Source organism: Amycolatopsis echigonensis, from assembly GCF_014174495.1.
Taxonomy (GTDB): domain Bacteria; phylum Actinomycetota; class Actinomycetes; order Mycobacteriales; family Pseudonocardiaceae; genus Amycolatopsis; species Amycolatopsis echigonensis.
Genome location: NZ_JACJHR010000022.1, coordinates 1 through 24756, shown reverse-complemented (window position 1 = coordinate 24756; position 24756 = coordinate 1). Strand labels below are relative to the sequence as shown.

Below are 24756 nucleotides of genomic sequence, written 5' to 3'. Positions count from 1 at the left end.
CCGCGCTCGCGCCACTTTTTTCGGTACGAGGGGTCCCTTCGCTCCATAACGGAGCGAGGGGACCCCTCGCACCATTTACGGCTCGCTTTTTCCGGGGTGTTCGCGCTAGCGTCGATGCATGCTGATCAACGCGGTGCCGCAATGGCAGGGCGCGATCAGTCCCCGAGCCAAGGGGCTGATCGAGGGCTGTCGCGCACTTTCCGAACTGGCCGGGCACGTGCTCGGCAAGCCGGTGCACCACGTACGTCAGGACGCCGCGACGTCCGACGTCGTCGCCGGGATAGCCAACCGGGCCGTGCTCACGGGCACGAACCGGCAGTGGCAGCTCGCCGCGCTCGAAGCGCCGGAAGGGCCGGTGCTCACGATCGGCGGCGACTGCGGTGTTGACCTGGTCCCGGTCGGCGTCGCGCGTTTCCGTTACGGCGCAACGCTCGGCGTCGCGTGGTTCGACGCGCACGCGGACTTGAACACCGCGGATTCGTCGCCCTCGGGCGCGTACCACGGCATGGTGCTGCGGTCGTTGCTCGGCGAGGGCGACCAGGATTTCGCCGCGAGCCCGGCGATCGAACGGGGACGGGCGGTGCTGTTCGGCACCCGTTCGCTCGATTCCGCGGAAGAGGAAGCCATTGCCGACGGTCTCGCCGTGCGCTCCGACGACCCCGCCGGAGCGCTGAACGCCGCGGGCGCCGACCGCGTTTATCTGCATGTGGATTTGGACATTCTTGATCCCGAAGAGTTCCCCGGAGTGAATTATCCGGAGCCCGGCGGGCTCACGATCGCCGAATTGGCCGAAGCAATCGACGGACTTTCCGGAATGGACGTCGTCGGTGTGGGCATCACGGAATGCGTCAGCGCGGAAGTCGCCGCGCTGGAACCCGTGCTGGCCGCGGTGGGGAGGGTGCTGATGGAGGGCTGAACCTCCGCATCGAGGCAGCGGATCCGCGCCTCGTCCGGTGAGTGGACCACGGGAACGCACGGGCACAAAGGAGGTGAGCCCGAGACCGTGCGGACGACGGTTCACAGAACGGCGAAAACCGCGCCGGCCGGACGATCGCCGAGGATTCACTGCGGCGGTGCGTCCAGGCTCGCCAATGCCACGCGTACGGCGTCGACGGCTTCGTCCGGCGCGACCCCGAGTTCCCGGCTGTGCCGGGCGTAGTCGGCGGCCGCGTTGCGGAGCAGCGTGCCCGGATCCGGTCGTTCGGCCGGGCCGGTCACGACGGTTCCGCGTGCTCGTGCGGTGGTGACCCAGCCGGCGGCCTCGAGTTCGCGATACACGCGGGCGACGGTCCCGGAGGCGAGTCCGAGGTCCCTCGAAAGCTGACGGATCGGCGGAAGACGGGCGTCCCGGGCAAGGGAGCCGGTCGTGATCGCGCGGACTATCTGGTCGTGCACCTGACGCCAGGGCGGAACCCCGCTCTCGGCGTCGACCACTACTCGCAGCGACATCTACCGCGCTGCCGTGGTTGTCGCGCGCTGCTTCGGCGGCGGGCCGACGATCGCGAGGAACGCGGCGACGGTCACTACGAACGCGAGGAACGAGGTGAAGTCGCCGACCGTCCAGCCGAGCGTGGCAGCCGTTCCGGTGCCGAGCCCGAGTGCGACGCGTGCACTGCGAACGCGCAGTGCCATGTCGACCTCCGGGTCGCCGGCGGCCGGACGCCGCACCGCGAGGAGCACGATGATCCACGACACCGCGGCCGCGCCGACGGTCGCCGCGAGCGGGCCCCATTGCCGCAAAACGGCGATATGCACGACGGCGGCGAGGGTGGCCAGTCCGGAGACGACGACCGTCCACAACGGAGCGAAATCGAGCACGCCGCGCGGTGCCAGCACAGCTTCTCTGCGCGGTTCCCGCGAGGGGCGCTGGGCGAGGATTTCGGCGGCGAGCCCGCCGAGCAGCACCACGAACACCAGCGAGTTCGCGTTCCGTTCTCCGACGAGATCCGTCGCGCCCGGGATGAGCGGGAGGCCGAGGAACAGCCACGGATACCAGAATCGCCGACGGCGCAGATAGCGCACGGCCACCGGCACCTGGTCGGCGGTCGGGTTCCGCACGCCCCATTTCGTGAGCAGCCGGGTGCCTTGCTTCTCGCCTGGCCACAACACGACGAGGATGATCAACCCGAACAGGCCGGTGACGCCCGCGAGGGCGAGCGTCGAGTCGAGTTGCATCGTGGACCCCTCCCTCTTGTATCAAGTGCATGCTACAAGAGAGCCGCGGGCTCTGCGGGATGACGCTCTATGGTCGTTTTCGCTGAACTTCGGTCGCCGCTGAAGGGCCAGGCATCTGAGTGCGCCCGTTGGTACGCACGGCGTGGCGCGCCTGGTGGTGTTGTGCCACTCCGACCTCGTGACTTGTCGCGAACGTGACGAGAAGTCTCTTCGGCGGGTGCTGACACGTTTGGTGTTGGCTTTCGATGTGCCGGGTGTCGCCATTAAAGGGCGAGGGGCTCCTGGCGACGTTGTGGCGCGGTCGGGAAACCGGGGCGAAGCGAAGAAGCTGCGATGTCGGTGGAGCGGGGACTCGATCGCGCTGTGCCGTCGGCTGCGTCATCGCCGGATTCCTGTGCGGTGTGACAACCGACGGGGATTCGGTTGTCAGCGTGCGAAAATGAATTCCGGTGTGGCGGGTTCCGGGTGTTTCAGCGCGCGAGCCAGCGATGCAAGGAAGCGGTGAGCGCCTCGGGTGCGTCGAGTTGGATGAGGTGTCCGGCCGAACGGACCAATTCCAGTCCGGCACCCGGGATCATCCCGGCGAGCCGGTGTGCGCGGTCGACCGGAATCCAGGTGTCCTCGGTGCCCCACACGACGAGCGTGGGCACGCTGACGTCTCGGTAGCGCGGCTCGATTTCGTCGGTGTAGCGCTGATCGGCCTGCGCGATTTGCCGATAAAAGGCCGCTTGCCCAGTCTCGCCGAGCCACGGCGCGACGAGCATGTCGTGCGCTTCGGCGGACAACGGACGATGAGCGGCACCGGCGATGTACTCCCGCACCAGCGCTTCGTGCAGATTCGGCGGCAGCTGCGAGAACACGTCCGCGTTTTTCGCCACCAAACGGAAAAACTCCGAGCCCCACGGTGCCAGCGCGACGACGTCGACGAGCGCCAGTGACCGGTAGGCCGCGCCGTGCAACAGAAACGCGCGCAGGCTGACCGCGCCGCCGTAGTCGTGCGCCACCACGTCCGGCTCTTCGAGGCCCCAATAGTCCAGCAGCGCGGCGAACGTCTCGCCCTGCGCGGCCAGCGAAACGTCCTGGCCTTCAGCCATGCTGGAACTGCCGTAGCCCGGCATGTCCCACAGGTACACGGTGAAGTCCGACGCGAACGTCGCGGCGATCGGTTCCCACAGCTTCGACGACCAAGGCGTGCCGTGGCAGAACACCAGCGGCGGCCCCGAACCCTGCCGGGACCACCGCACTCGCTGACCGTGCTTTCCTTGCCAGTCGAAGACGTCCATCAGCGCTTCAGATCAGCCACGATCTCGTACGAGCGCACGCGGTCCTCGTGGCCGTGCACCATCGTGGTGATCATCAGCTCGTTCGCGTCGGTGTCGGCCAGAAGCTGGTCCAGGCCCTTCCGGACGGTCTCCGGTCCGCCGACGATGCTTGACCCGAACCGCTCGGCGAGGAACGCGCGGTCCATTTCGGTGTACGGGTACTCGGCGGCGTCCTCCGGCGTCGGCAGCGCGATCGGGCGGCCGCGGCGCAGGCTGAGGAAGGTCAGCCCGCTCGGCCCGGCCAGATACTCCGCGCGTTCGTCGCTCTCGGCGGCGATTACTTGGACGCCCAGCATCACGTAGGGCTCGGAAAGCACCTCGGACGGACGGAAGTTCTCGCGGTACAGCCGCACCGCCGGCAGCGTGTTCTCGGCCGCGAAGTGGTGCGCGAAAGAGAACGGCAGCCCCAGCCTTCCGGCGAGCTGCGCGCTGAAGCCGGACGAGCCGAGTAGCCACACCGGCGGCTTGTTGCCCTCGGCGGTGACCGCGTTGACGCCGCGCGCCGGGTCCGGCTCGAAGTAGCTGATGAGCTCCATCAGGTGCTCGGGGAAGTTCTCCGCGGACAGCCCGCCCGGCCCCCGCAGCGCGAGCGCGGTGCGCTGGTCCGTGCCCGGCGCGCGGCCGATGCCCAGGTCGATCCGGCCCGGGTGGAAGGCCTCCAGCGTGCCGAACTGCTCGGCCACCACGAGCGGCGCGTGGTTCGGCAGCATGATCCCTCCGGAGCCGACGCGGATGCTCTCGGTGGCGTCCGCGACGTGCCCGATCAGGACCGCCGTTGCCGAGCTGGCGATGCCCGGCATGTTGTGGTGCTCGGCGAGCCAGTACCGGTGGTAGCCCAGCCGCTCGGCGTTGCGGGCGAGATCGAGCGTGTTGCGCAGTGCTTCGCCGACCCCCTTCCCTTCGGAAACGGGAGACAGATCGAGCACGGACAGCGGCACGTCAGGCAGGGAAGTCACGTACAGCAGTAACGCGCGCGGCCGCGATTCCCTTCCCGGCTGACGCGCTTATGCGTGCGGCAGCCAATCCGGGTTCGAGGCGAGCACGATCAGCTGCTGGGTCGCCCGGGTGAGCGCGACGTACAGCACGCGCCGCCCAGTCGAGGACTCGGTGACCAGGTCCATCGGCTCGACCAGCACGACCGCGTCGTACTCGAGGCCCTTCGAATCGAGGCTGCCGACGACCTTCAGCCGCTCGTCCGTCTGCCCGGCGAGCCAGCCCTCGACCTCTTCGACGCGGTCCATGGCAGTGATCACACCGACCGTGCCCTCGACCGCGCCGAGCAGTTCCTTCGCCGCGCTCTGCGTCGCCGTCGCCAAGGCGGCCTGGTCGACCGGCCGGACCTCCGGCTCGATTCCGGTGGTGCGCACGGCCTTGGGCAGTTCGTCGGCCTGCGCGTGCCCGGCCACGACCTTCGCCGCCAGGTCGAAGATCTCCGCCGAGTTCCGGTAGTTCGTGCGCAACGTGAAGCGCCGCCGCGTGGTCTTCACGCCGAACGCCTGGTCGCGTGCCTGCGCCGCCTCGTCTGGATCCGGCCACGAACTCTGCACCGGGTCGCCCACGACGGTCCAGCTCGCGTACTTGCCGCGACGGCCGATCATCCGCCACTGCATCGGCGAAAGGTCCTGCGATTCGTCGACGACCACGTGCGAGTACTCGTCGTAGTGCTCCGGACGGTGCGGCGCGCCTCCGGATCCGCCGCGCTCCGGGGCCGCCTCGACCACGGTCTGGCGACGGCGGCGCTTCGGTTCCGGACCGACCAGCACGCGCAGCTCGTCCAGCAACGCGACGTCGGCGACCGACCAGCCACGCGAACGGTCCGCGAAATCGGCCGACAGCAGGCTGATCTCGTTCCGGTTCAAGATGCCCTTCGACGCCGCGGCCATCCGCTTCTCGTTGCCCAGCCACTTGAGCACCTGCGCCGGGTACAGCACCGGCCACCACACCACGAGGAAGCGGTGGAAGTCGATGCGCTCGCCGAGATCGGTGATCAGCTCCGCGCGGTCGATCTCCTTGCCGTCCGCCTTCGCGTACTCCTCGGCCTTGTCCGCGAGGGCGGCCAGCAGCAGCTCTGCCACGCGTACGCGCGACCGGTTCGGCGGCGCGCCCTGCGTGTGCGCCTTGCGCCGCACCTTCTCCAGCTCGCGCGCGGCGAGCTTCAGGACTTCGCCGCGATAGACGATCTTCAGCTCTGTCGGCGCTTCGGGCGGGGTGTCGCGCAACGCGCGCAGAAGCACCTTTCGCATCCGAAGCGAACCCTTGATCGCGGCGAGCGCGGCGGTGTCCTGTCGCGTCGCTTCGAGACCGTCGAGCACTTCGCCGAGCGCGCGCAGCTCTACGTTCGTTTCGCCCATCGAAGGCAACACGCGCGAGATGTACGTGGTGAAGACGCCCGACGGACCGACCACCAGAACGCCCGCGCCGCCGAGCTGACGGCGGTGCCGGTACAGCAGGTACGCGGCGCGGTGCAGCGCGACAGCCGTCTTTCCGGTGCCCGGGCCGCCGGTGATCTCGGTGACGCCGCGCCACGGCGCGCGAATGACCTCGTCCTGTTCCTTCTGGATCGTGGCCACGATGTCGCGCATCTTCTCGCCGCGCGAGCGGCCCAGCGCGGCCATCAGCGCGCCCTCGCCGACGATCTGCATGTCCTCGGGCACGGCGTCGGCGATCAGCACGTCGTCGTCCACGTCCAGCACCGTCTGCCCGGAGCAGCGGATCACCCGGCGGCGCACGACGTCCATCGGCTCTTCGGCGGTGGCCTGGTAGAACGCGGCGGCCGCCGGGGCGCGCCAGTCGGTGACCAGGTTGTCGAACTCGGTGTCGCGGATGCCGAGGCGGCCCACGTAGATGTGCTCGCGGTCGAGGTGGTCGAGCCTGCCGAAGACCAGGCCCTCGTACTCGGCGTCGAGCGTCTGCAGGGTCTGGTTCGCGTGGTAGACCATCATGTCGCGCTCGAACAGCATCGACGCCTGCTCGAAGATCGCTTCGCGCTGGGCGCCCTGGCCGAGCTCGTAGCCCTTGGTCCGCATCGCCTCGGCCTGGGTCCGCAGCTCGGCGAGCCGCGTGTAGACCCGGTCCACGTGTGCCTGCTCGACGGCGATCTCAGCCCGTCTCACCCGGGGTTCCGACACGCAACGCTCCCTTGAACTCCATCAACGCGCCCCTGGAGGGCGAAGGACGACTCTACGCGCCCGCGCGCGAGGGTTCGGCAAGTCCTGCCCAACGCCACATCGCGACCTTGGGCGAAGATGGCCGGGTGACGAGGATCGTGGCGGGGAAGGCGGGCGGACGGCGGCTGAAGGTGCCGCCCAAGGGCACCCGCCCGACGTCGGAGCGGGTGCGGGAAGCACTGTTCAACGCCCTCGAAGTGGCCGGGGAGCTGGACGGAGCCCGCGTGCTCGACCTCTACGCCGGCTCGGGCGCGCTCGGTCTCGAAGCGCTTTCGCGCGGTGCCGCGGACGCGTGGTTCGTGGAAGCCGACCGTCGGGCGGCAGACGTGCTTCGCGGCAACGTCGCCGATTTGCGGCTAGGCGGCACGGTGCGAGCCGGTCAGGTCGAGACAGTGGTCGCAGCGCCTGCGCCGGTGCAGTTCGACGTTGTGCTCGCAGACCCGCCGTACGCGGTCGACGCTGCTTCGCTGGGCACCGTGCTCGCTTCGCTACACAGCGGCGGTTGGCTCGCTGAAGGCGCGTTGACCGTGATCGAACGGGCTGCGCGCGACGGTGCTCCGGACTGGCCGTCGACGTTCAAGCCGCTTCGCGACAAGCGCTACGGCGACACGGCGCTGTACTGGGCGGAGTACGACGGCTCATCCGAGGTGTGACGCAGTCGGCACGAGAGCGCGCGCGGCGGCGGGGCTTGATAGCGTCCGCGCCATGCGGCGTGCGGTCTGTCCCGGTTCTTACGATCCGGCCACCAACGGACATCTCGACATCATCGAGCGGGCATCGAAGCTCTTCGACGAGGTCGTCGTCGCGGTGGGGGTGAACAAGAGCAAGAAGGGCCTCTTCAGCGTCGAGGAACGCATGGAGATCCTGCGCGAAATCACCGCGAAGCTGCCGAACGTGCGCGTCGATTCGTGGCAGGGCCTGCTCGTGGACTACTGCCGCGACAACGACATCGCCGCGGTCGCGAAGGGCCTGCGCTCGGTCAGCGACTTCGACTACGAACTGCAGATGGCCCAGATGAACCGCGAGCTCACCGGCCTCGAAACGCTGCTGATGGCCAACAACCCGGCGTACGGCTTCGTGTCCAGCTCGCTGGTCAAGGAGATCGCGGCGCTCGGCGGCGACATCGAGAACCTGGTGCCGCCGGTGGTCCACGAACGCCTCCTCGCGGTCTACGCCAAAAAGGACTGAGTACCGCGTCGGGCCCGGACGCCAGTCCGGCGGCGGATTTAGCCTGAACGGATTACTGCCTTCGTCGGGACTTCGGCCGCGGCCCGAAGCTGTTCACCTCGCGTCATTCTGCAGACCACCCCATCGGGTTACCGTCCGAAAATGACCAACAATCGCAGCCGCGTAGTCGGTGTCCTTTTCGCACTGCTGGTCGGTTTCCTGGGGTTCGGCACGGCCGCGGAGGCCGTCCCGCTTTCCCCGGCGGCACCGGCATCCGTGCAGCCGCAGCAGAACTCCTGCGGCGACCTGTCCGGTTTCACCCACGTCAAGCTGTCGGCGCTGCCTCCGGAGGCGACTGACACCTACAAGCTCATCCAGACGAACGGGCCGTTCCCGTACCCGAAGAACGACGGCGTCGTCTTCACCAACCGCGAGGGGATCCTGCCCTCCTGCTCGTCGAGCTACTACCACGAGTACACCGTGCCGACGCCCGGCGCGAGCAACCGCGGCACCCGCCGGATCGTGACCGGCCAGGGCGGCGAGTACTTCTACACCGGCGACCACTACGCGACCTTCCAGGTCATCGACATCGACGGCGGCAGCACCCCGACGAAGTGCGGCGACCTGTCGAAGCTGAGCCCGGTCGGCTACTCGACGCTTTCCGCCGACGCCCAGCAGGTCGTCGACGGCGTACGCAACGGCACCCTCAGCGACGGCACGACCTATCAGAACCGCGAGGGCGTCCTGCCCGCCTGCGACGCCGGCTACTACACGCTCTACGACGTCGGCTCGGAAGACCGCGTGATCTCCGGCAAGGGCGGCGAGCTCGTCTACACGCCGGACCACTACGCCACCTTCCAGAAGATCGATCTCGACAGCTGACCCGGTCCGGAAGGGGCGGTCCCACCAGCGAGTGAGACCGCCCCTTCCCTCCGATGCCAGGACACGCCCGGTCGGGTGCTCGTTCACCGGTTCAGGCTGCGAAGCGGGCAGACTGGAAGCCAGTGATCGGGGAAACTGCTTGAGGGAGTGGCCGTGTACCGGGTTTTCGAGGCACTCGACGAGCTCGTCACGATCGTCGAAGAGGCCCGTGGGGTTCCCATGACGTCCAGCTGCGTGGTGCCCCGCGGCGACGTCCTCGAGCTGCTCGACGACGTCCGCGACGCGCTTCCCGGCGAGGTGGACGACGCGCAGGACGTTCTCGACAAACGCGACGACCTGCTGCTGGCCGCGCGCAAGGAGGCGGGGGAGACCGTCGCCGGCGCGAACGAGGAAGCCGAGCGGACGGTGTCGGACGCGACGTCCGAGGCCGAGCGCATCCTCGCCGACGCGCGCGCCCGCGCGGAGCAGATGCTGAGCGACGCGCACAACGAGGCCGAGCGCATGGTCGCCGGCGGGCAGGCCGAGTACCAGAACCTCACCGAACGGTCCCGCGCCGAATCCGAGCGGATGATCCAGGCCGGCCGCGACGCCTACGACCGCGCGATCGAGGACGCCCGCGCCGAACAGGCCCGGCTCGTCTCGCAGACCGAGGTCGTGCAGGCCGCGCACGCCGAATCCGCGCGCATCGTCGACGAGGCGCACGCCGAGGCCGACCGTCAGCGCGCCGACTGCGACGCGTACGTGGACGGCAAACTGGCCGAGTTCTCCGAACTGCTGGCCACCACGCTGCGCACCGTCGACTCGGGCCGCAACCACCTGCGTTCGCCCGCGACCGGCCACGGCGGGGGCCGCTCGACGCTGTACGACTACCAGGTCTGACCAGCCGCCGCAGCGATGTGCGCGGGGCCTGCGTACGCTGGTAGGCGATGTCCGAAAACCCTGCCCAGAACCCCCGCCCCGCGCAGCTCGACGACCGCAGCCCCTGGGTGGTCGACACCCGTGAGCTCGGCCGCCGCGCGGGACTCAGCCGGGAGCTGCGCCGCAGCGCGCCCGTGCCGACCTCGCTCGGCGTGCCGGGCGTGCTCGAAATCCGCGAAGGCGAGCCCGTCGAGCTCGACCTGATGCTCGAATCCGTCGTCGAGGGCGTCCTCGTCACCGGCACCGCCGCGGCCGTGGCCACCGGCGAGTGCTCGCGCTGCCTCGACCCGGTGACCGAGCACATCGAGGTGGACCTCACCGAGCTGTTCGCCTACCCGGGCTCGGCCACCGAGGAGACTACCGACGAGGACGAGATCCCTCGCCTGGTCGACGACCGGATCGACCTCGAGCCGACCGTCCGCGACGCCGTGGTGCTGGCGCTTCCGCTCGCCCCGCTGTGCCGCGAGGACTGCCCCGGACTGTGCGTCGAATGCGGCGTCAAGTGGGCCGATCTCGAGCCCGGACACGGGCATGAGAAGATAGACCCTCGGTGGGCCGCGCTGGTCGAGCGATTCGACGAGAACGCGGGCGAAAAGCCTGCGCACGGCTCCGGAGAGCAAGCCTGACGAGCGTCCAGCTCGATCCGGGAGAAGTAAGTTCGCTCGCACCCGCGAGCAGACCGTTTGAAGGAGATCTACTCGTGGCCGTCCCGAAGCGGAAGATGTCGCGATCCAACACGCGCTCCCGCCGCAGCCAGTGGAAGGCGGCTCCGGTTCAGCTGGTGCCCTGCTCCAACCGCGCCTGCCGCCAGCCGAAAATCCAGCACGTCGCTTGCCCGGCTTGCGGCCAGCACAACGGCCGCCAGGTCGTCGAGCCCGCCTGAGCGGGCAGCCGACCATGGGGGGTAAGCCCGTCGGAGGACCCGCGGCCGATCCCGCATCGTTGCTCGAGGCGCTCGGGGTCGAACTCGACCCCGAGCTGCTCCGTCTTTCGCTCACCCACCGCTCGTACGCGTACGAGCACGGCGGCCTGCCGCCGAACGAGCGACTGGAGTTCCTCGGAGACGCGGTGCTCGGCCTCGTCGTCACCGACCATCTCTACACCACCCACCCCGACCTGCCCGAGGGCCAGCTCGCGAAGCTGCGCGCCAGCGTCGTCAACATGCACGCGCTGGCCGGCGTCGCGCGCGGGCTCGGCGAGGGCGGGCTTGGGGCGCATCTGCTGCTGGGCAAGGGCGAAGAGCTCACCGGCGGCCGGGACAAGGCGAGCATTCTCGCCGACGGTCTCGAAGCCGTCATCGGCGCCACGTACCTCGCGCACGGCATCGAGGTCGCGCGCAAGCTCGTGCACCACCTCTTCGACGGGTTGCTGGCCGAGGCTCCGCTGCGCGGGGCAGGCCTCGACTGGAAGACCAGCCTGCAGGAGCTGACCGCGTCCGGGGGGCTCGGCGTGCCCGAGTACCGCGTCGAGGACAGCGGTCCGGACCACCGCAAGGAATTCACCGCCACCGTGCTGGTGGCGGGCCGCGCGCTGGGCGAAGGCACCGGCACCACGAAGAAGGAAGCCGAGCAGAAGGCCGCGGAGACCGCCTGGCGGGCCCTGTCGGAGGAACTCGGCACGGGCGACGACGCGAGCTGACGCGTTTCACTCTTTCCGGGGCTGGCCGACTCGATGTCGGCCGGCCCCGTTTTCGTTGCCGGGGCACGGGTCCCCGTTTTTTGTCGGGGGTGCCAGGCAGAATGAGCGCATGCCCGAACTACCCGAGGTCGAGACCGTCCGCGCCGGTCTCGAAGCGCACGTCGCCGGCCGTACCGTCCGGGCCGTCGAGGTGCTGCACGACCGCGCCATCCGGCGGCACGCGCAAGGAGCCGCCGACTTCACCGGACGCCTCGCCGGAGTCACGATCGAGGCGGCCCGGCGGCGCGGCAAATACCTGTGGCTGGAACTGTCCGACGGCGAGGCGGTGCTGGCTCATCTCGGCATGAGCGGCCAGATGCTGGTGCAGGCCGAGGACGCGCCGGACGAGAAACACCTGCGCGTCCGGGTCCGGTTCGCCGACGGGGGACCGGAACTGCGCTTCGTCGACCAGCGCACGTTCGGCGGCCTGGCCCTGGACGAACTGGTCGAGGTCGACGGCGACAGCCTGCCCGGCACCATCGCGCACATCGCCCGTGACCCGATGGACCCGAAGTTCGATCCGGAGGCGGCGGTGCGTGCGCTGCGTTCCCGCCGGACCGAGGTGAAACGCGCGCTGCTCGATCAGACGCTGGTGTCCGGGGTGGGCAACATCTACGCGGACGAAGCGTTGTGGCGCGCCAAGCTGCATTGGTCGCGGCCGACCGAGAAACTCACTGCCGCGCAAGGGCGAACGCTGCTGTCCGCGGCGAGCGACGTGATGGCGGCGGCGTTGCTCGCGGGTGGGACGTCGTTCGACGCGCTTTATGTGAATGTGAACGGGCAATCGGGGTACTTCGAGCGTTCGCTCGACGCGTACGGCCAGGAGGGGATGCCGTGCCGTCGATGCGGGTCGCCGATCCGGAGGGAACCGTTCATGAACCGGTCGTCGTTTTCGTGCCCGAGGTGCCAGCGGCGGGCACGGGCGGCGTAGCTGCTGGTCGGTGCCCACACAGCCGAGTGCGGCCGAGTCTGCCAGCGGGCATTGCGTTCCGCGGCCGTCGAAACGTCTTCGACGCGAACGGCAAATCGCTCGAGAACGTCTACGTATACAACGATCGCGGCCGCCCGCTCACGATCACGCGCTACGGCTGCGACAAGGACACCGGCACGAGCCAGATGATCGGGCAGGACAACCAGTTCCCGCGTCCGAAGGTCGTCGAGGGGGTGCAGGATGATCGGGGGAACGTCAACGGTTATCGCGGCTACTGCCGGGAGGACGCGGGGTGCCGTTCGCGGCGGTGATCCCGAAAGCGTCGGCGATATCCGGGTCCCGGTGCCGCCGACCGGCCCGGTGAAGCCTGCTCCGCCGACAAGGTAGATCGGCTCGGGGCGGGGAGCGGAGGTCGAGACTTGACCGGCACCTCGGCTGCGCCCGAAGCCGCGACGTTCGCCGACCCCGCCGCGACAGCTCCGGAAGCCGCCTCCAGCGCAGACTGCGGGCCTGACGCGGGCGCTCGGCAGGGGCATGGCCGGTTTCGCGAGGCGCGACTGGGCTGCCGGAGCCGGATTTGCTCGGCCGGACGGTCTCTGGCCAGCGCCTCCGTGCATCTCGCGGCCCCTGAGCCGGGTTTGTGTGGCAGGCCGGTTTCGCGCTCAACTCTCGGCGGGTCTCGCGAGGGGAGTGGCGTGCCGGAGTCAGGTTCGGGTGGCTAGGCCAGTCTTGCGGTGAAGCCTGTGTCTCGCGAGGAGCCCCGGAGCGCCGGAGTCGGGCGGGTGGCCAGGCCGGTTTCTCGCCGAACCCTCGGCGCGTCTCGCGAAGCGGCCCGGAGCGCGATACCGCTTCACCTTGCCCGGGACCCAACCGGATCAGTCGCCGACCCTGTGGCGAGGCCCTGGAACGCGAAACCGGGCGCCCCGGCCGCGAACGGCCCGGACGCCCGGGAGGCGAGTATCGAAACTCAGTGGTTGAACGCGGAGCGCGCGGCCAGGTCCGCCAGCAGCTGACGGCCCTTCTCGGCGTTGCGCGGCTGCGACAGCACGTCATAGCGCTGCGCGACCAGCTGGCTCTGCGAGATGAAGCCGCGCTTGTTGCGGTTCGCCGCGTAGCCCAGTGCGCCGAAGGCGACATTGAACACGACACCCGCGGCCAGGCCGAGCACGATGGACAGCAGCCCGGCGGCCGGGTTGAGCATGCTCAGCACGAGGCCCAGGAACAGGCCGAACACCGCGCCGGACATGGCCGCGCTGCTGAGCATCCGGCTCCAGCTCATCCTGCCCGCGATGCGCTCGACGAGCATCGGCTGGACCCCGACGATCGTGACGTCGGTGACCGGGAAATCAGCGTTCGCGAGGTGGTCGACGGCCTGCTGGGCCTGTTCGTAGGACTCGTACGACCCGATCGGCCACCCGGTGGGCAGCGTCGGGAGCTGCGGCCGCGCCTGCTGCTGGCTGAACGTGGTCTGCGTGAATGCTTCAGTCATCCCTCTCACCTCTCTTGCCCGGTCCAACGCACGAGGCGGCGGATTTGGTCCCGGACGCACCGGATTCACAGTATCTTCTCAGCCGGGCAACCCGGACATAGCAGGCGCCGGGCGGGTGAGGCTGGTCAACTGGCCGTTCAAAGGTCTAGGAAAATACCTTTCAGCGGATTGACCCGGCCACGGCGGCCCGGTAGGAAGAAGCCGCAAAGGACCTGATCCGAACCTTTGGGGCGATGCGATGGCGGCCAGGCGAGGAATGCTCACGCTCGAAGCTCTCCGCGAACGGGTGACGGCGGGCACGATCGACACGGTGCTCGTCGCGCTCACCGACATGCAGGGGCGGCTCCAGGGCAAGCGGTGTTCGGCGGAGTACTTCCTCGAGGAGGTGGCCGGCCACGCGACCGAGGCGTGCAACTACCTGCTCGCGGTGGACGTCGACATGAACACCGTCGACGGCTACGACATCTCGTCCTGGCAGAGCGGCTACGGCGACTTCGTGCTCCGGCCGGATTTCGCGACGCTGCGGGAGATTCCGTGGCAGGAGGGCACCGCGCTGGTGCTCGCGGACGTCGAGCGCGTGCAGGGCGGCCCGGTTTCCGTTTCGCCGCGCCAGGTGCTGCGCCGTCAGCTCGACCGGCTCGCCGAGCACGACCTGACGGCGTACGTGGGCACCGAGCTCGAGTTCATCGTGTTCGACGACTCCTACGAGTCCGCGTGGGACAAGCGCTACCAGGGTCTCAAGCCGTCCAATCAGTACAACGTCGACTACTCCATGCTCGGCACCGCGCGCGTCGAGCCGCTCCTGCGCCGGATCCGCAACGGGATGGCGGGCGCGGGTCTGTACCCGGAGTCGGCGAAGGGCGAGTGCAACCCAGGTCAGCACGAGATCGCCTTCCGCTACGCCGACGCGCTCACGACGTGCGACAACCACGGCATCTACAAGAACGGTGCGAAGGAGATCGCCGCGCAGGAGGGCAAGAGCCTCACGTTCATGGCGAAGTACAACGAACGCGAGGGCAACTCCTGCCACATCCACCTGAGCCTTCGCGGCAAGTCCGGCGAAGCGGTGCTTCCCGGCGACGGCGACCACGGTTTCTCGAAGCTGATGCAGCACTTCCTCGCCGGACAGCTCGATGCGTTGCGCGAGCTGACCTATTTCTTCGCCCCGAACATCAACTCGTACAAGCGTTACGTCCCTGGCAGCTTCGCGCCGACAGCGATCGCGTGGGGCACGGACAACCGTACGTGCGCGTTGCGCGTTGTCGGGCACGGTGACGGGTTGCGCGTCGAGAACCGCGTACCCGGCGGAGACGTGAACCCGTACCTCGCAGTCGCCGCGATGATCGCTGCGGGACTGCACGGCATCGAGAACGAACTGCCGTTGGAGCCTGAGTTCGTAGGCAACGCGTACGCGTCCGACAAACCCACTGTGCCCGTTACGCTCGCTGAAGCCGCTCAAGTCCTCGAACGCAGCCGTATCGCGCGAGATGCCTTCGGTGCCGATGTAGTCGACCATTACCTCAACGCCGCGCGGATCGAGCGCGAAGCGTACGAGCGAGCTGTCACCGATTGGGAGCGCATCCGTGGTTTCGAACGACTCTGACCCGCCTGTCATCGGGCTCAGCACCTATTCGGAAGATGCGAAGTTCCTGGCCTGGGACACCGAAGCGACGCTGTTGCACCGGGTGTACGTGGATTGCGTGGTCAAGGCGGGCGGGATTCCGGTGCTGCTGCCGCCAGTAAGCACGAAGTACGACGCGCTCGTGGGACGCATCGACGGTCTGGTGCTCACCGGCGGCGCGGACGTCGAACCCAGTCGTTACAACCAGGAGCCGCACCCCGCGACGTACATCCGCCCGGAGCGCGACGCGTTCGAGTTCGGCTTGTTCGAGGCGGCGCGCGCGGCCGGAAAACCAGTGCTCGGCGTGTGCCGCGGCCTGCAGGTGATCAGCGTCGCGCTCGGCGGCACGCTCTCGCAGCATCTGCCGGAAACCCTGGGCGACACGACGCATCAGCCAGCTCCGGCGACATTCGGCACCAGCACGGTCACCCTGGTCGACGGCACCCGGGCGGCAGCGATTCTGGGCCAGGAAACAAAAGTCCAGTGTTACCACCATCAGGCCATCGACCGGCTCGGCTCCGGGTTGATCGCGTCCGGCCACGCGGCGGACGGGACGATCGAGGCCGCCGAGGTGCCGGGGGAGTTCGTGCTCGGCGTGCAGTGGCATCCGGAACAGGACGGCGACGACGTACGGCTGTTCGCCGCGCTGGTGAACGCCGCGCAGGAGGGGAAATGACGACGTTCGAGGTGCGCAACCCGGCGACCGCGGAAGTGGTGCGCCAGGTCGAGCTGACCAGCGAGGCGGAGACTGACGCCGCGATCGCCCGCGCGCACGCCGCGTTCCCGGCCTGGCGAGCAGTCGCCCCAGGCGATCGGGCAAGGCTGCTGCGCCGGTTCGCGGACGCGGTCGACGCGGACATCGAGTACCTCGCGCGGCTGGAGGTCGAGAACTCCGGGCACACCATCGGCAACGCCCGCTGGGAAGCGGGCAACGTGCGCGACCTGCTCGAATACTCCGCGGGTGCGCCGGAACGGTTGCTGGGCAAGCAGATCCCGGTCGACGGCGGCGTCAACGTGACCTTCCACGAGCCGCTGGGCGTGGTCGGCGTGATCGTGCCGTGGAACTTCCCAATGCCGATCGCGGGCTGGGGCTTCGCGCCGGCGCTCGCGGCGGGCAACACGGTCGTGCTCAAACCGGCCGAGCTGACGCCGCTCACCGCGCTGCGGCTGGCCGAACTCGCTCGCGAGGCGGGCATCCCGGAGGACGTCTTCCAGGTGCTGCCGGGCAAGGGATCCGTTGTCGGGCAACGGTTTGTCACGCATCCGGCGGTGCGCAAGGTCGTGTTCACCGGGTCCACCGAGGTCGGCAAGCAGGTGATGGCGGGCTGCGCGGCGCAGGTGAAGCGGGTGACGCTGGAGCTGGGCGGCAAGAACGCCAACATCGTGTTCGCCGACGCCGACCTGGAAAAGGCCGCGGCGACCGCGCCGTACGGGGTATTCGACAACGCCGGGCAGGACTGCTGCGCGCGGTCGCTGATCCTGGTGCAGGACACCGTCTACGACCGGTTCCTCGAACTGCTGGAACCCGCCGTGCAAGGCGTGGTCGTCGGCGATCCGGGCGACGAGGCGACCGAGATGGGCCCGCTGATTTCCGCGGACCACCACGCCAAAGTCTCCTCCTACGTCACCGGGCAGACGCCGGTCGCCTTCCGCGGCAGCGCACCCTCCGGGCCCGGTTACTGGTTCCCGCCGACCGTCGTGCTCCCGCCGGGACTGGACGATCCGCTGGCCCGCGACGAGATCTTCGGCCCGGTCGTCGCGGTGGTCCGCTTCCGCGACGAAGCCGAGGCACTGCGGATGGCCAACGACACCGAATATGGCCTGTCCGGCTCGATCTGGACCCGCGACGTCGGCCGCGCCTTCCGGGTCGCACGCGGCGTCGAATCCGGGAACCTGTCAGTGAATTCGCACTCCTCGGTCCGCTACTGGACGCCCTTCGGCGGCTTCAAGCAGTCCGGCCTCGGCCGCGAACTGGGCCCGGACGCCGCGGCCGCCTTCACCGAAACCAAGAACGTCTTTCTGAGCACGGAGGAATGACCCACGATGGTGCAGCGTTTTGACGGCCGCGTCGCGGTGATCACCGGCGGCGCGAGCGGCATCGGCCTCGCCACCGCCAAGCGGCTCGCGAGCGAGGGCGCGAAGGTGGTCATCGGCGACGTCACGCCGGAGCAGGGCAAGGCGGCCGCCGACGCGGTGGGCGGGGCCTTCGTCCAGGTGGACGTCACCGACGCGGACCAGGTCGAGGCCCTTTTCCAGACGACGGTCGACGAGTTCGGCGCGGTCGACGTCGCGTTCAACAACGCGGGCATCTCGCCGCCCGAGGACGATTCGATCCTCACGACCGGCATCGAAGCCTGGGAGAAGGTGCAGCGGGTCAACCTGACGTCGGTGTACCTGTGCTGCAAGGCCGTCCTGCCGCACATGCAGCGCCAGGGCCGCGGTTCGATCGTGAACACCGCGTCGTTCGTGGCCGTGATGGGAGCCGCGACGTCGCAGATTTCTTACACCGCTTCGAAAGGCGGTGTGCTCGCCATGACGCGCGAGCTGGGCGTCCAGTTCGCGCGCGAGAACATCCGGGTCAACGCGCTGTGCCCGGGGCCGGTCAACACGCCGCTGCTGAAGGAGCTCTTCGCGAAGGACCCGGAGCGCGCGGCCCGGCGGCTGGTGCACGTCCCGGTCGGCCGGTTCGCCGAGCCGGAGGAGATCGCCGCCGCGGTGGCCTTCCTGGCGAGCGACGACGCCAGCTTCATCACCGCCGCGCAGTTCCTGGTCGACGGCGGCATCTCCGGTGCCTACGTAACGCCGCTGTGACTGTCCGTGAAGGGCTCCTTGCGGGAATCAGATTCCCTCAAGGAGCCCTTCACGGACCTTTGGCAGGGGGTGTGGCGTAGGCCCGGCGCGGTAGACTGGCGCGTGAAGCGGCAGGTAAGGTGGCCGCACCCACAATCGAATACTGGGCCGTTCGAGCCGGAGCGGGAGAGTCCCATGCGATCAGTGGGACACCGAAGGAGCAAACTCCCCGGAATCTCTCAGGTAACCGCTACCGCTTTCGGCGAGGCCACTCTGGAAAGCAGGCGCACCCGCGCCTCACCCAAGGTGAAAGCCGTGCCGAGCGCGCGGTGAAACTCTCAGGTGCCCATGACAGAGGGGGAGTTCCCAGTGCACCGCCGCGCCCGGTGCCCGTCCCGAGGAGCTCCCATCACCTCCACCCCCTTCGACACCCGCCACATCGGTCCCGGCGAGGCCGAGCGGGCGAAGATGCTCGCCGAATGCGGTTACGGAAGCCTGGACGCCCTCGTGGAAGCGGCGGTGCCGTCCGCCATCCGCACGGCCGGTGACCTGGCGCTTCCCGTGCCCGCGTCCGAGGAAGAGGCCACCGCCGAACTGCGCGCGCTCGCCGCGCGCAACCGGCCGATGACGCAGATGATCGGCCTCGGCTACTCCGACACCGTCACGCCGGGTGTCATCCGCCGCAACGTGCTGGAGAACCCGGCCTGGTACACCGCGTACACGCCCTACCAGCCGGAGATCTCGCAGGGACGGCTCGAAGCGCTGCTGAACTTCCAGACCGCGGTGTCCGACCTGACCGGGCTGGCGATCGCCAACGCCTCGATGCTCGACGAATCCACCGCCGTCGCCGAGGCGATGACGCTGATGCGCCGCGCGTCGAAGTCGAAGTCCAATGTGGTCGTTCTCGACTCCGAGGTCCTTCCGCAGACCATCGAGGTCGTGCGGACGCGCGCCGCCGGTCTCGGCATCGACGTGCAGGTGCGCGACCTGCTCACCGGGCTGCCCGAGGAGTTCTTCGGCGTTGTCGTGCAGTACCCCGGCGCGTCCGGTGTGCTGCGCGGACGCGGTTTCTACCACGCGGTTTCCGAAGCGGCGAAGGCCGCGGGCGCGGTGTACGCGGTCGCTGCCGACCTGCTCGCGCTCACCATGATCGCCGCGCCCGGCGAGTTCGGCGCGGACGTCGCTGTCGGCTCTACGCAACGCTTCGGCGTGCCGCTGGGCTACGGCGGCCCGCACGCTGGATACATGGCGGTGCGCGCTGGTCTGGAGCGTTCGCTGCCCGGCCGTCTCGTCGGTGTGTCCGTGGACGCGGACGGCAACACTGCGTACCGCCTCGCGCTGCAGACGCGCGAACAGCACATCCGTCGCGAGAAGGCGACCTCGAACATCTGTACCGCGCAGGTGCTGCCCGCGGTGCTCGCTGCGATGTACGCGGTCTACCACGGTCCCGAGGGGCTGAAGGCGATCGCGACGCGGGTTCACGAACTCGCGGCCGGTCTCGCGAACGCGCTGCGCGCCGGTGGTGTCGAGGTCGTGCACGAGGCCTTCTTTGACACTGTCGTCGCGAAGGTGCCTGGCCGTGCCGCTGAGGTGCACGCGGCTGCGCGCGAAGCGGGGATCAACCTCGGCCACATCGACGCCGACCACGTCCGTATCGCCTGCGACGAGGTCACGCGTCCCGACACGCTCGCGAAGGTGCTTCGCGCCTTCGGCGTCGACAGTGCATGGGAAGCCGCGCAGGCGCTCCCGAACGGCCTCGCGCGCGAGAGCGGCTACCTGACGCACGAGGTGTTCAGCAGCCACCGGTCCGAGACGTCGATGCTGCGTTACCTGCGCCGTCTCGCCGACCAGGACTTCGCGCTCGACCGCGGGATGATCCCGCTCGGTTCCTGCACGATGAAGCTCAACGCCACCACCGAAATGGAGCCGATCAGCTGGCGCGAGTTCGCGGGGATCCACCCGTTCGCACCGGCCGAGGACGCCGAGGGCTACCACGAGCTGGTCCGCCAGTTGTCCGGCTGGCTGGCCGAGGTCACCGGCTACGACCAGGTGTCGCTGCAGCCGAACGCGGGCAGCCAGGGCGAACTCGCCGGGCTGCTGGCCATCCGCGCCTACCACCGGGCGAACGGACAGCCCGAGCGCGACGTCTGCCTGATCCCGTCGTCCGCGCACGGCACCAACGCCGCTTCCGCGGTGCTCGCCGGGATGCGCGTGGTCGTGGTCAAGTGCACCGACGAGGGCAACGTCGACCTGGAAGACCTGCAGTCCAAAGTGGACCAGCACAGCGCCGACCTGGCCGCGATCATGGTCACCTACCCGTCCACGCACGGCGTCTACGAGCACGGCATCGAGCGGCTCGCCAAGATCGTGCACGACGGCGGCGGCCAGGTGTACGTCGACGGCGCGAACCTCAACGCCCTGCTGGGCCTGGCGAAGCCGGGCGAGTTCGGCGGCGACGTCTCGCACCTGAACCTGCACAAGACGTTCTGCATCCCGCACGGCGGCGGCGGTCCGGGCGTCGGCCCGGTCGCGGCGCGCGAGCACCTCGCGCCGTACCTGCCCAACCACCCGCTGCTGGCGCAGGCCGGACCGGACACCGGCGTCGGCCCGATCAGCGGCGCGCCCTACGGTTCGGCGTCGATCCTGCCGATCTCCTGGGCGTACGTGCGGATGATGGGCGCGCCCGGGCTCACCGAGGCCACCAAGGTCGCGGTGCTCGCGGCCAACTACATCGCCGCCCGGCTCGCGCCGCACTACCCGGTGCTCTACACCGGCCAGGACGGCCTGGTCGCGCACGAGTGCATCCTCGACCTGCGCGGCATCACGAAGGAAACCGGCGTGACCGTGGACGACGTCGCGAAGCGGCTCATCGACTACGGCTTCCACGCGCCGACCATGTCGTTCCCGGTCGCGGGCACGCTGATGGTGGAGCCGACCGAGAGCGAGGATCTGGCCGAGATCGACCGGTTCTGCGAGGCGATGATCGCCATCCGGCACGAGATCGACGAGGTCGCCGCCGGTCGCTGGACCGCCGAGACGAGCCCGCTGCGCGGCGCGCCGCACACCGCGTCGTCGGTCGTCGGCGAGTGGACCGCGGACTACGACCGCGAGCTGGCGGTGTACCCGGTCGGTGTGGCGCGCAGGACCAAGTACTGGCCGCCGGTGCGGCGGATCGACGGCGCGCGCGGCGACCGCAACCTCGTCTGCTCCTGCCCGCCCCTCGACGCGTACGACGCGTGAGCGCGCTCTCCGCTCGCGACAACGAAAGGCTTCCCGTGACGGAAACCCCACTGCACCAGGTCCACCAGGATCTCGGCGCGCTGTTCACCGATTTCGCCGGCTGGTCGATGCCGGTGCGCTACGCCAGCGAACTGGCCGAGCACAAGGCCGTGCGCGAGGCGGCTGGGCTGTTCGACTTGTCGCACATGGCCGAGATCCACGTGCGCGGCGCGCAGGCGGCCGACGTGCTCGACTACGCGCTGGTCGGCAATCTGAGCGGCGTGAAGCCGGGCCGCGCCCGCTACACGATGATCTGCGACGCCGACGGCGGCGTGCTGGACGACCTGGTCGTCTACCGGCTCGCCGACGAGGAGTACCTGGTCGTGGCCAATGCGGGCAACGCCACCGTGGTCGCGGACGCGCTGGCCGAGCGCGTCGCCGGATTCGACGCGGTGGTGGAGAACCGGTCCGCGGACACCGCATTGATCGCGGTCCAGGGCCCGAAGGCGGTCGACGTGCTCGCCGCCGTGACCGACGCCGACCTCGGTGCGCTGAAGTACTACGCGAGCGTGCCCGCCGTCGTGAAGGGCCACGAGATCCTGCTGGCCCGCACCGGCTACACCGGCGAGGACGGCTTCGAGCTGTTCGTGCCCGCGGCGGAAGCCCCGGCTCTGTGGCGGCTGCTGACCGAGGCGGGCGAGGAGCACCGTCTGGTCCCGTGTGGCCTCGCCTGCCGCGACACGCTGCGGCTGGAAGCCGGAATGCCGTTGTACGGCAACGAACTCAGCCGCGAGCTGAACCCGTTCGCCGCCGGTCTCGGCCGGGTCGTGAAGTTCGAGAAGCCGGGCGACTTCGTGGGTCGCGCGGCCCTGGAGGAACTGGCGAAGGCCGACGTCCCGCGCGTGCGGGTCGGCCTGCGCGGCACCGGCCGCCGCGCCCCGCGGCACGGGTACGCCGTGCTGTCCGGGGATGCCACTATCGGGGAGATCACCAGCGGCGCGCTGTCGCCGACGCTGGGTTACCCGATCGCCATGGCGTATGTAGACCGGGAGCACGCCGAGCCCGGCACCGCGCTGTCCGTCGACATCCGGGGCCGCGTCGAGCCGGTCGAGGTCGTCGCCCTGCCCTTCTACTCCCGAGCCTGAGAGGCCGCCCAACCATGAGCATCCCCCAGAACCTGTCCTACACGAAGGAACACGAGTGGCTGTCGGTCTCCGACGGCGTCGCGACCGTGGGCATCACCGCGTTCGCGGCCAGCTCGCTCGGCGACATCGTGTTCGTGCAGCTGCCGAGCGTCGGCGACACGGTCACCGCGGGCGAGGTGTTCGGCGAGGTCGAGTCGACGAAATCGGTCAGCGAGCTGTACTCGCCGGTCAGCGGCGAGGTGGTGGCGGTGAACGAGGCCACATCGGACACCCCCGAGGTCATCAACTCCGACCCCTACACCGAAGGATGGCTGCTGCAGGTGCGGCTCTCGGGCGACGTCCCGGAGCTGCTCGACGCGTCCGCGTACGCCGAGCTGACCCAGGAGAACTGATGACCGCCCCGTTCGACGCCCCCCTGTCCGAGGTGGACCCCGAGGTCGCCGCCGCGGTGGCCGCGGAGCTGGATCGCCAGCAGTCGACGCTCGAGATGATCGCCTCGGAGAACTTCGCGCCGGTCGGCGTGCTCGAGGCGCAGGGCTCGGTGCTGACCAACAAGTACGCCGAGGGCTACCCGGGCCGGCGCTACTACGGCGGCTGCGAGCACGTCGACGTCGTCGAGCAGCTCGCGATCGACCGGGCCAAGGCGCTGTTCGGCGCGGAGCACGCGAACGTGCAGCCGCATTCGGGCGCGCAGGCCAACGCGGCGGCGATGTTCGCGGTGCTGAAGCCGGGCGACACCATCCTCGGCCTCGACCTCGCGCACGGCGGGCACCTCACGCACGGGATGAAGATCAACTTCTCCGGCAAGCTGTACAACGTGGTCGCCTACCATGTCGACAAGGAGACCGGGATCGTCGACGTCGCCGAGATCGAGCGGCTGGCGGTCGAGCACAAGCCGAAGCTGATCGTCGCCGGCTGGTCGGCCTACCCGCGCCAGCTCGACTTCGCCGAGTTCCGCCGGATCGCCGACCTGGTCGACGCCAAGCTGATGGTCGACATGGCGCACTTCGCCGGCCTCGTGGCCGCCGGGCTGCACCCGTCGCCGGTGCCGCACGCGGACATCGTCACGACCACCACGCACAAGACCCTCGGCGGCCCGCGCGGCGGCCTGATCCTGTGCCGCCAGGAGCTGGCGAAGAAGATCAACTCGGCGGTGTTCCCCGGTCAGCAGGGCGGGCCGCTGGAGCACGTGATCGCGGCCAAGGCCGTGGCGCTGAAGATCGCCGCGACCGACGGATTCCGCGAGCGCCAGGAGCGCACCCTGGAAGGCGCGAAGATCCTCGCCGACCGGCTGTCGCGGACCGACTGCGCCGAGGCGGGCGTCCGCGTCCTCACCGGCGGCACCGACGTGCACCTGGTGCTGGTCGACCTGGTGAACTCCCAGCTCAACGGCCAGGAGGCGGAGGACCGGCTGCACTCGGTCGGGATCACCGTCAACCGGAACGCGGTGCCGTTCGACCCGCGTCCGCCGATGGTCACCTCGGGCCTGCGGATCGGCACCCCGGCGCTGGCCACCCGCGGTTTCGGCGCGGAGGACTTCACCGAGGTCGCTGACATCATCGCCGAGACGCTGAAACCGGACTTCGACGAGGCCGCGCAGCAAGCGTTGCGCACCCGGGTCGAGTTGCTGGCCAAGAAGCACCCGCTGTACGCGGACCTGAGCCGATGAGCGCGCAGCCCGAGGGGCGGAAGTTGTTGCGGCTTGAGGTGCGCAACAGTGAGACGCCGATTGAGAAGAAGCCGTCGTGGATCAAGACGCGGGTGCGGATGGGTCCGGAGTTCACTGAGCTGAAGGGTTTGGTGAAGCGTGAGGGCTTGCACACCGTGTGCGAGGAGGCGGGGTGTCCCAACATTTACGAGTGTTGGGAGGACCGGGAAGCCACCTTTTTGATTGGCGGGGATCAGTGCACGCGGCGGTGTGATTTCTGTCAGATCGACACGGGCAGGCCTGCTGAGCTGGACCGCACGGAGCCGCGGAAGGTCGCGGAGAGCGTGCAGGCGATGGGGTTGCGGTATTCGACGATCACCGGTGTCGCCCGGGACGATCTGGCTGACGGCGGGGCGTGGTTGTATGCGGAGACGGTGCGGCAGATCCATGCGTTGAATCCGGGCACGGGGGTGGAGTTGCTGATCCCGGATTTCAATGCGGAGCCGGAGCAGTTGGCGGAGGTGTTCGGGTCGCGGCCGGAGGTGCTGGCGCACAATGTGGAGACGGTGCCGCGGATTTTCAAGCGGATCCGTCCCGGGTTCCGG

At 69.3% G+C, this 24756-nt stretch carries 25 protein-coding genes and 1 riboswitch; of the genes, 19 read left to right on the top strand and 6 right to left on the bottom strand.

The window, feature by feature from the left end:
• Positions 1 to 118: 118 nt before the first annotated feature.
• On the top strand, positions 119 to 916 hold the full coding sequence (locus H5411_RS17280; RefSeq protein ID WP_101435254.1) for an arginase family protein: 798 nt from the start codon (positions 119 to 121) through the stop codon (positions 914 to 916).
• Between the two features lie 146 nt (positions 917 to 1062).
• Here H5411_RS17280 and H5411_RS17275 read toward each other — a convergent pair whose 3' ends face one another.
• The 5 genes from H5411_RS17275 to H5411_RS17255 form a co-directional block, all read right to left on the bottom strand.
• Positions 1063 to 1449: a GntR family transcriptional regulator gene (locus H5411_RS17275; protein WP_101435253.1), complete on the bottom strand. Its 387-nt coding sequence runs from the start codon at positions 1447 to 1449 to the stop codon at positions 1063 to 1065.
• Positions 1450 to 2175: a hypothetical protein gene (locus H5411_RS17270; RefSeq protein ID WP_101435252.1), complete on the bottom strand. Its 726-nt coding sequence runs from the start codon at positions 2173 to 2175 to the stop codon at positions 1450 to 1452. It abuts the gene before it with no gap.
• Between the two features lie 470 nt (positions 2176 to 2645).
• On the bottom strand, positions 2646 to 3458 hold the full coding sequence (locus H5411_RS17265; RefSeq protein WP_101435251.1) for an alpha/beta fold hydrolase: 813 nt from the start codon (positions 3456 to 3458) through the stop codon (positions 2646 to 2648).
• Entirely contained in the window at positions 3458 to 4453 is a 996-nt protein-coding gene (locus H5411_RS17260) for an LLM class flavin-dependent oxidoreductase (protein ID WP_208637308.1), read from the bottom strand. The genes H5411_RS17265 and H5411_RS17260 overlap by 1 nt, the downstream gene beginning before the upstream one ends.
• Positions 4454 to 4501: 48 nt before the next feature.
• A complete protein-coding gene (locus H5411_RS17255; protein WP_101435250.1) occupies positions 4502 to 6625 on the bottom strand; it encodes a HelD family protein in 2124 nt (707 codons plus the stop codon).
• 125 nt (positions 6626 to 6750) lie between these two features.
• Between H5411_RS17255 and rsmD the strand changes: the two genes are divergently transcribed.
• From rsmD to H5411_RS17210, 9 genes are all read left to right on the top strand, one after another.
• Positions 6751 to 7317, top strand: a complete 567-nt coding sequence (gene rsmD / locus H5411_RS17250) for a 16S rRNA (guanine(966)-N(2))-methyltransferase RsmD (RefSeq protein ID WP_183124321.1) — start codon at positions 6751 to 6753, stop codon at positions 7315 to 7317.
• Positions 7318 to 7369: 52 nt separating this feature from the next.
• Entirely contained in the window at positions 7370 to 7852 is a 483-nt protein-coding gene (coaD, locus tag H5411_RS17245; RefSeq protein ID WP_101435248.1) for a pantetheine-phosphate adenylyltransferase, read from the top strand.
• A 141-nt stretch (positions 7853 to 7993) separates the two neighbouring features.
• Positions 7994 to 8713, top strand: a complete 720-nt coding sequence (locus tag H5411_RS17240; RefSeq protein WP_101435247.1) for a ribonuclease domain-containing protein — start codon at positions 7994 to 7996, stop codon at positions 8711 to 8713.
• A gap of 153 nt (positions 8714 to 8866) precedes the next feature.
• On the top strand, positions 8867 to 9592 hold the full coding sequence (locus H5411_RS17235; protein WP_101440724.1) for a DivIVA domain-containing protein: 726 nt from the start codon (positions 8867 to 8869) through the stop codon (positions 9590 to 9592).
• 47 nt (positions 9593 to 9639) lie between these two features.
• Positions 9640 to 10257: a YceD family protein gene (locus tag H5411_RS17230; RefSeq protein WP_101435246.1), complete on the top strand. Its 618-nt coding sequence runs from the start codon at positions 9640 to 9642 to the stop codon at positions 10255 to 10257.
• A gap of 74 nt (positions 10258 to 10331) precedes the next feature.
• Entirely contained in the window at positions 10332 to 10514 is a 183-nt protein-coding gene (gene rpmF / locus H5411_RS17225; RefSeq protein WP_009074209.1) for a 50S ribosomal protein L32, read from the top strand.
• Between the two features lie 14 nt (positions 10515 to 10528).
• Entirely contained in the window at positions 10529 to 11269 is a 741-nt protein-coding gene (rnc, locus tag H5411_RS17220; protein ID WP_183124320.1) for a ribonuclease III, read from the top strand.
• A gap of 109 nt (positions 11270 to 11378) precedes the next feature.
• Entirely contained in the window at positions 11379 to 12239 is an 861-nt protein-coding gene (gene mutM, locus H5411_RS17215) for a bifunctional DNA-formamidopyrimidine glycosylase/DNA-(apurinic or apyrimidinic site) lyase (RefSeq protein ID WP_101435244.1), read from the top strand.
• Positions 12240 to 12265: 26 nt separating this feature from the next.
• Positions 12266 to 12550: a hypothetical protein gene (locus H5411_RS17210; RefSeq protein ID WP_244194568.1), complete on the top strand. Its 285-nt coding sequence runs from the start codon at positions 12266 to 12268 to the stop codon at positions 12548 to 12550.
• Between the two features lie 656 nt (positions 12551 to 13206).
• Here the strand turns inward: H5411_RS17210 and H5411_RS17205 are convergent.
• Complete coding sequence (locus tag H5411_RS17205; RefSeq protein WP_183124319.1) at positions 13207 to 13728, bottom strand: YflT domain-containing protein; 522 nt, start codon at positions 13726 to 13728, stop codon at positions 13207 to 13209.
• Positions 13729 to 13966: 238 nt separating this feature from the next.
• Between H5411_RS17205 and H5411_RS17200 the strand changes: the two genes are divergently transcribed.
• From H5411_RS17200 to H5411_RS17160, 9 genes are all read left to right on the top strand, one after another.
• The gene (locus tag H5411_RS17200; protein WP_220817040.1) at positions 13967 to 15331 is read left to right on the top strand and encodes a glutamine synthetase family protein; all 1365 of its coding nucleotides are present in this window, start codon (positions 13967 to 13969) and stop codon (positions 15329 to 15331) included.
• On the top strand, positions 15312 to 16025 hold the full coding sequence (locus tag H5411_RS17195; protein ID WP_183124318.1) for a gamma-glutamyl-gamma-aminobutyrate hydrolase family protein: 714 nt from the start codon (positions 15312 to 15314) through the stop codon (positions 16023 to 16025). Before H5411_RS17200 ends, H5411_RS17195 begins: the two co-directional genes overlap by 20 nt.
• Positions 16022 to 17386 carry an aldehyde dehydrogenase family protein gene (locus tag H5411_RS17190; protein ID WP_183124317.1) on the top strand — a complete coding sequence of 455 codons (1365 nt, stop codon included), beginning with the start codon at positions 16022 to 16024 and terminating at the stop codon, positions 17384 to 17386. Before H5411_RS17195 ends, H5411_RS17190 begins: the two co-directional genes overlap by 4 nt.
• A 6-nt stretch (positions 17387 to 17392) precedes the next feature.
• On the top strand, positions 17393 to 18160 hold the full coding sequence (locus tag H5411_RS17185) for a 3-oxoacyl-ACP reductase (protein ID WP_182892139.1): 768 nt from the start codon (positions 17393 to 17395) through the stop codon (positions 18158 to 18160).
• Positions 18161 to 18402: 242 nt separating this feature from the next.
• Positions 18403 to 18504, top strand: a riboswitch (glycine riboswitch).
• A 43-nt stretch (positions 18505 to 18547) separates the two neighbouring features.
• Positions 18548 to 21379, top strand: coding sequence for an aminomethyl-transferring glycine dehydrogenase (gene gcvP / locus H5411_RS17180; protein WP_183124355.1), 2832 nt, complete (start codon positions 18548 to 18550; stop codon positions 21377 to 21379).
• A gap of 35 nt (positions 21380 to 21414) precedes the next feature.
• Entirely contained in the window at positions 21415 to 22503 is a 1089-nt protein-coding gene (gene gcvT / locus H5411_RS17175; RefSeq protein WP_101435240.1) for a glycine cleavage system aminomethyltransferase GcvT, read from the top strand.
• A gap of 14 nt (positions 22504 to 22517) precedes the next feature.
• Positions 22518 to 22895 carry a glycine cleavage system protein GcvH gene (gcvH, locus tag H5411_RS17170; protein WP_101435239.1) on the top strand — a complete coding sequence of 126 codons (378 nt, stop codon included), beginning with the start codon at positions 22518 to 22520 and terminating at the stop codon, positions 22893 to 22895.
• The gene (gene glyA, locus H5411_RS17165; protein ID WP_101435238.1) at positions 22895 to 24172 is read left to right on the top strand and encodes a serine hydroxymethyltransferase; all 1278 of its coding nucleotides are present in this window, start codon (positions 22895 to 22897) and stop codon (positions 24170 to 24172) included. The genes gcvH and glyA overlap by 1 nt, the downstream gene beginning before the upstream one ends.
• Positions 24169 to 24756 (top strand): lipoyl synthase (locus H5411_RS17160; RefSeq protein ID WP_183124315.1); only part of this gene is annotated, 588 nt, incomplete at its 3' end. The genes glyA and H5411_RS17160, both read left to right, overlap by 4 nt.

Excerpts from the sequence above, each read along its gene's own strand:
- H5411_RS17280 (WP_101435254.1), top strand. The coding sequence starts at position 119 with ATGCTGATCAACGCGGTGCCGCAATGGCAGGGCGCGATCAGTCCCCGA.
- H5411_RS17275 (WP_101435253.1), bottom strand. The coding sequence starts at position 1,449 with ATGTCGCTGCGAGTAGTGGTCGACGCCGAGAGCGGGGTTCCGCCCTGG.
- H5411_RS17270 (WP_101435252.1), bottom strand. The coding sequence starts at position 2,175 with ATGCAACTCGACTCGACGCTCGCCCTCGCGGGCGTCACCGGCCTGTTC.
- H5411_RS17265 (WP_101435251.1), bottom strand. The coding sequence starts at position 3,458 with ATGGACGTCTTCGACTGGCAAGGAAAGCACGGTCAGCGAGTGCGGTGG.
- coaD (WP_101435248.1), top strand. The coding sequence starts at position 7,370 with ATGCGGCGTGCGGTCTGTCCCGGTTCTTACGATCCGGCCACCAACGGA.
- H5411_RS17240 (WP_101435247.1), top strand. The coding sequence starts at position 7,994 with ATGACCAACAATCGCAGCCGCGTAGTCGGTGTCCTTTTCGCACTGCTG.
- H5411_RS17230 (WP_101435246.1), top strand. The coding sequence starts at position 9,640 with ATGTCCGAAAACCCTGCCCAGAACCCCCGCCCCGCGCAGCTCGACGAC.
- rnc (WP_183124320.1), top strand. The coding sequence starts at position 10,529 with ATGGGGGGTAAGCCCGTCGGAGGACCCGCGGCCGATCCCGCATCGTTG.
- mutM (WP_101435244.1), top strand. The coding sequence starts at position 11,379 with ATGCCCGAACTACCCGAGGTCGAGACCGTCCGCGCCGGTCTCGAAGCG.
- H5411_RS17205 (WP_183124319.1), bottom strand. The coding sequence starts at position 13,728 with ATGACTGAAGCATTCACGCAGACCACGTTCAGCCAGCAGCAGGCGCGG.
- H5411_RS17200 (WP_220817040.1), top strand. The coding sequence starts at position 13,967 with ATGGCGGCCAGGCGAGGAATGCTCACGCTCGAAGCTCTCCGCGAACGG.
- H5411_RS17190 (WP_183124317.1), top strand. The coding sequence starts at position 16,022 with ATGACGACGTTCGAGGTGCGCAACCCGGCGACCGCGGAAGTGGTGCGC.
- H5411_RS17185 (WP_182892139.1), top strand. The coding sequence starts at position 17,393 with ATGGTGCAGCGTTTTGACGGCCGCGTCGCGGTGATCACCGGCGGCGCG.
- gcvH (WP_101435239.1), top strand. The coding sequence starts at position 22,518 with ATGAGCATCCCCCAGAACCTGTCCTACACGAAGGAACACGAGTGGCTG.
- glyA (WP_101435238.1), top strand. The coding sequence starts at position 22,895 with ATGACCGCCCCGTTCGACGCCCCCCTGTCCGAGGTGGACCCCGAGGTC.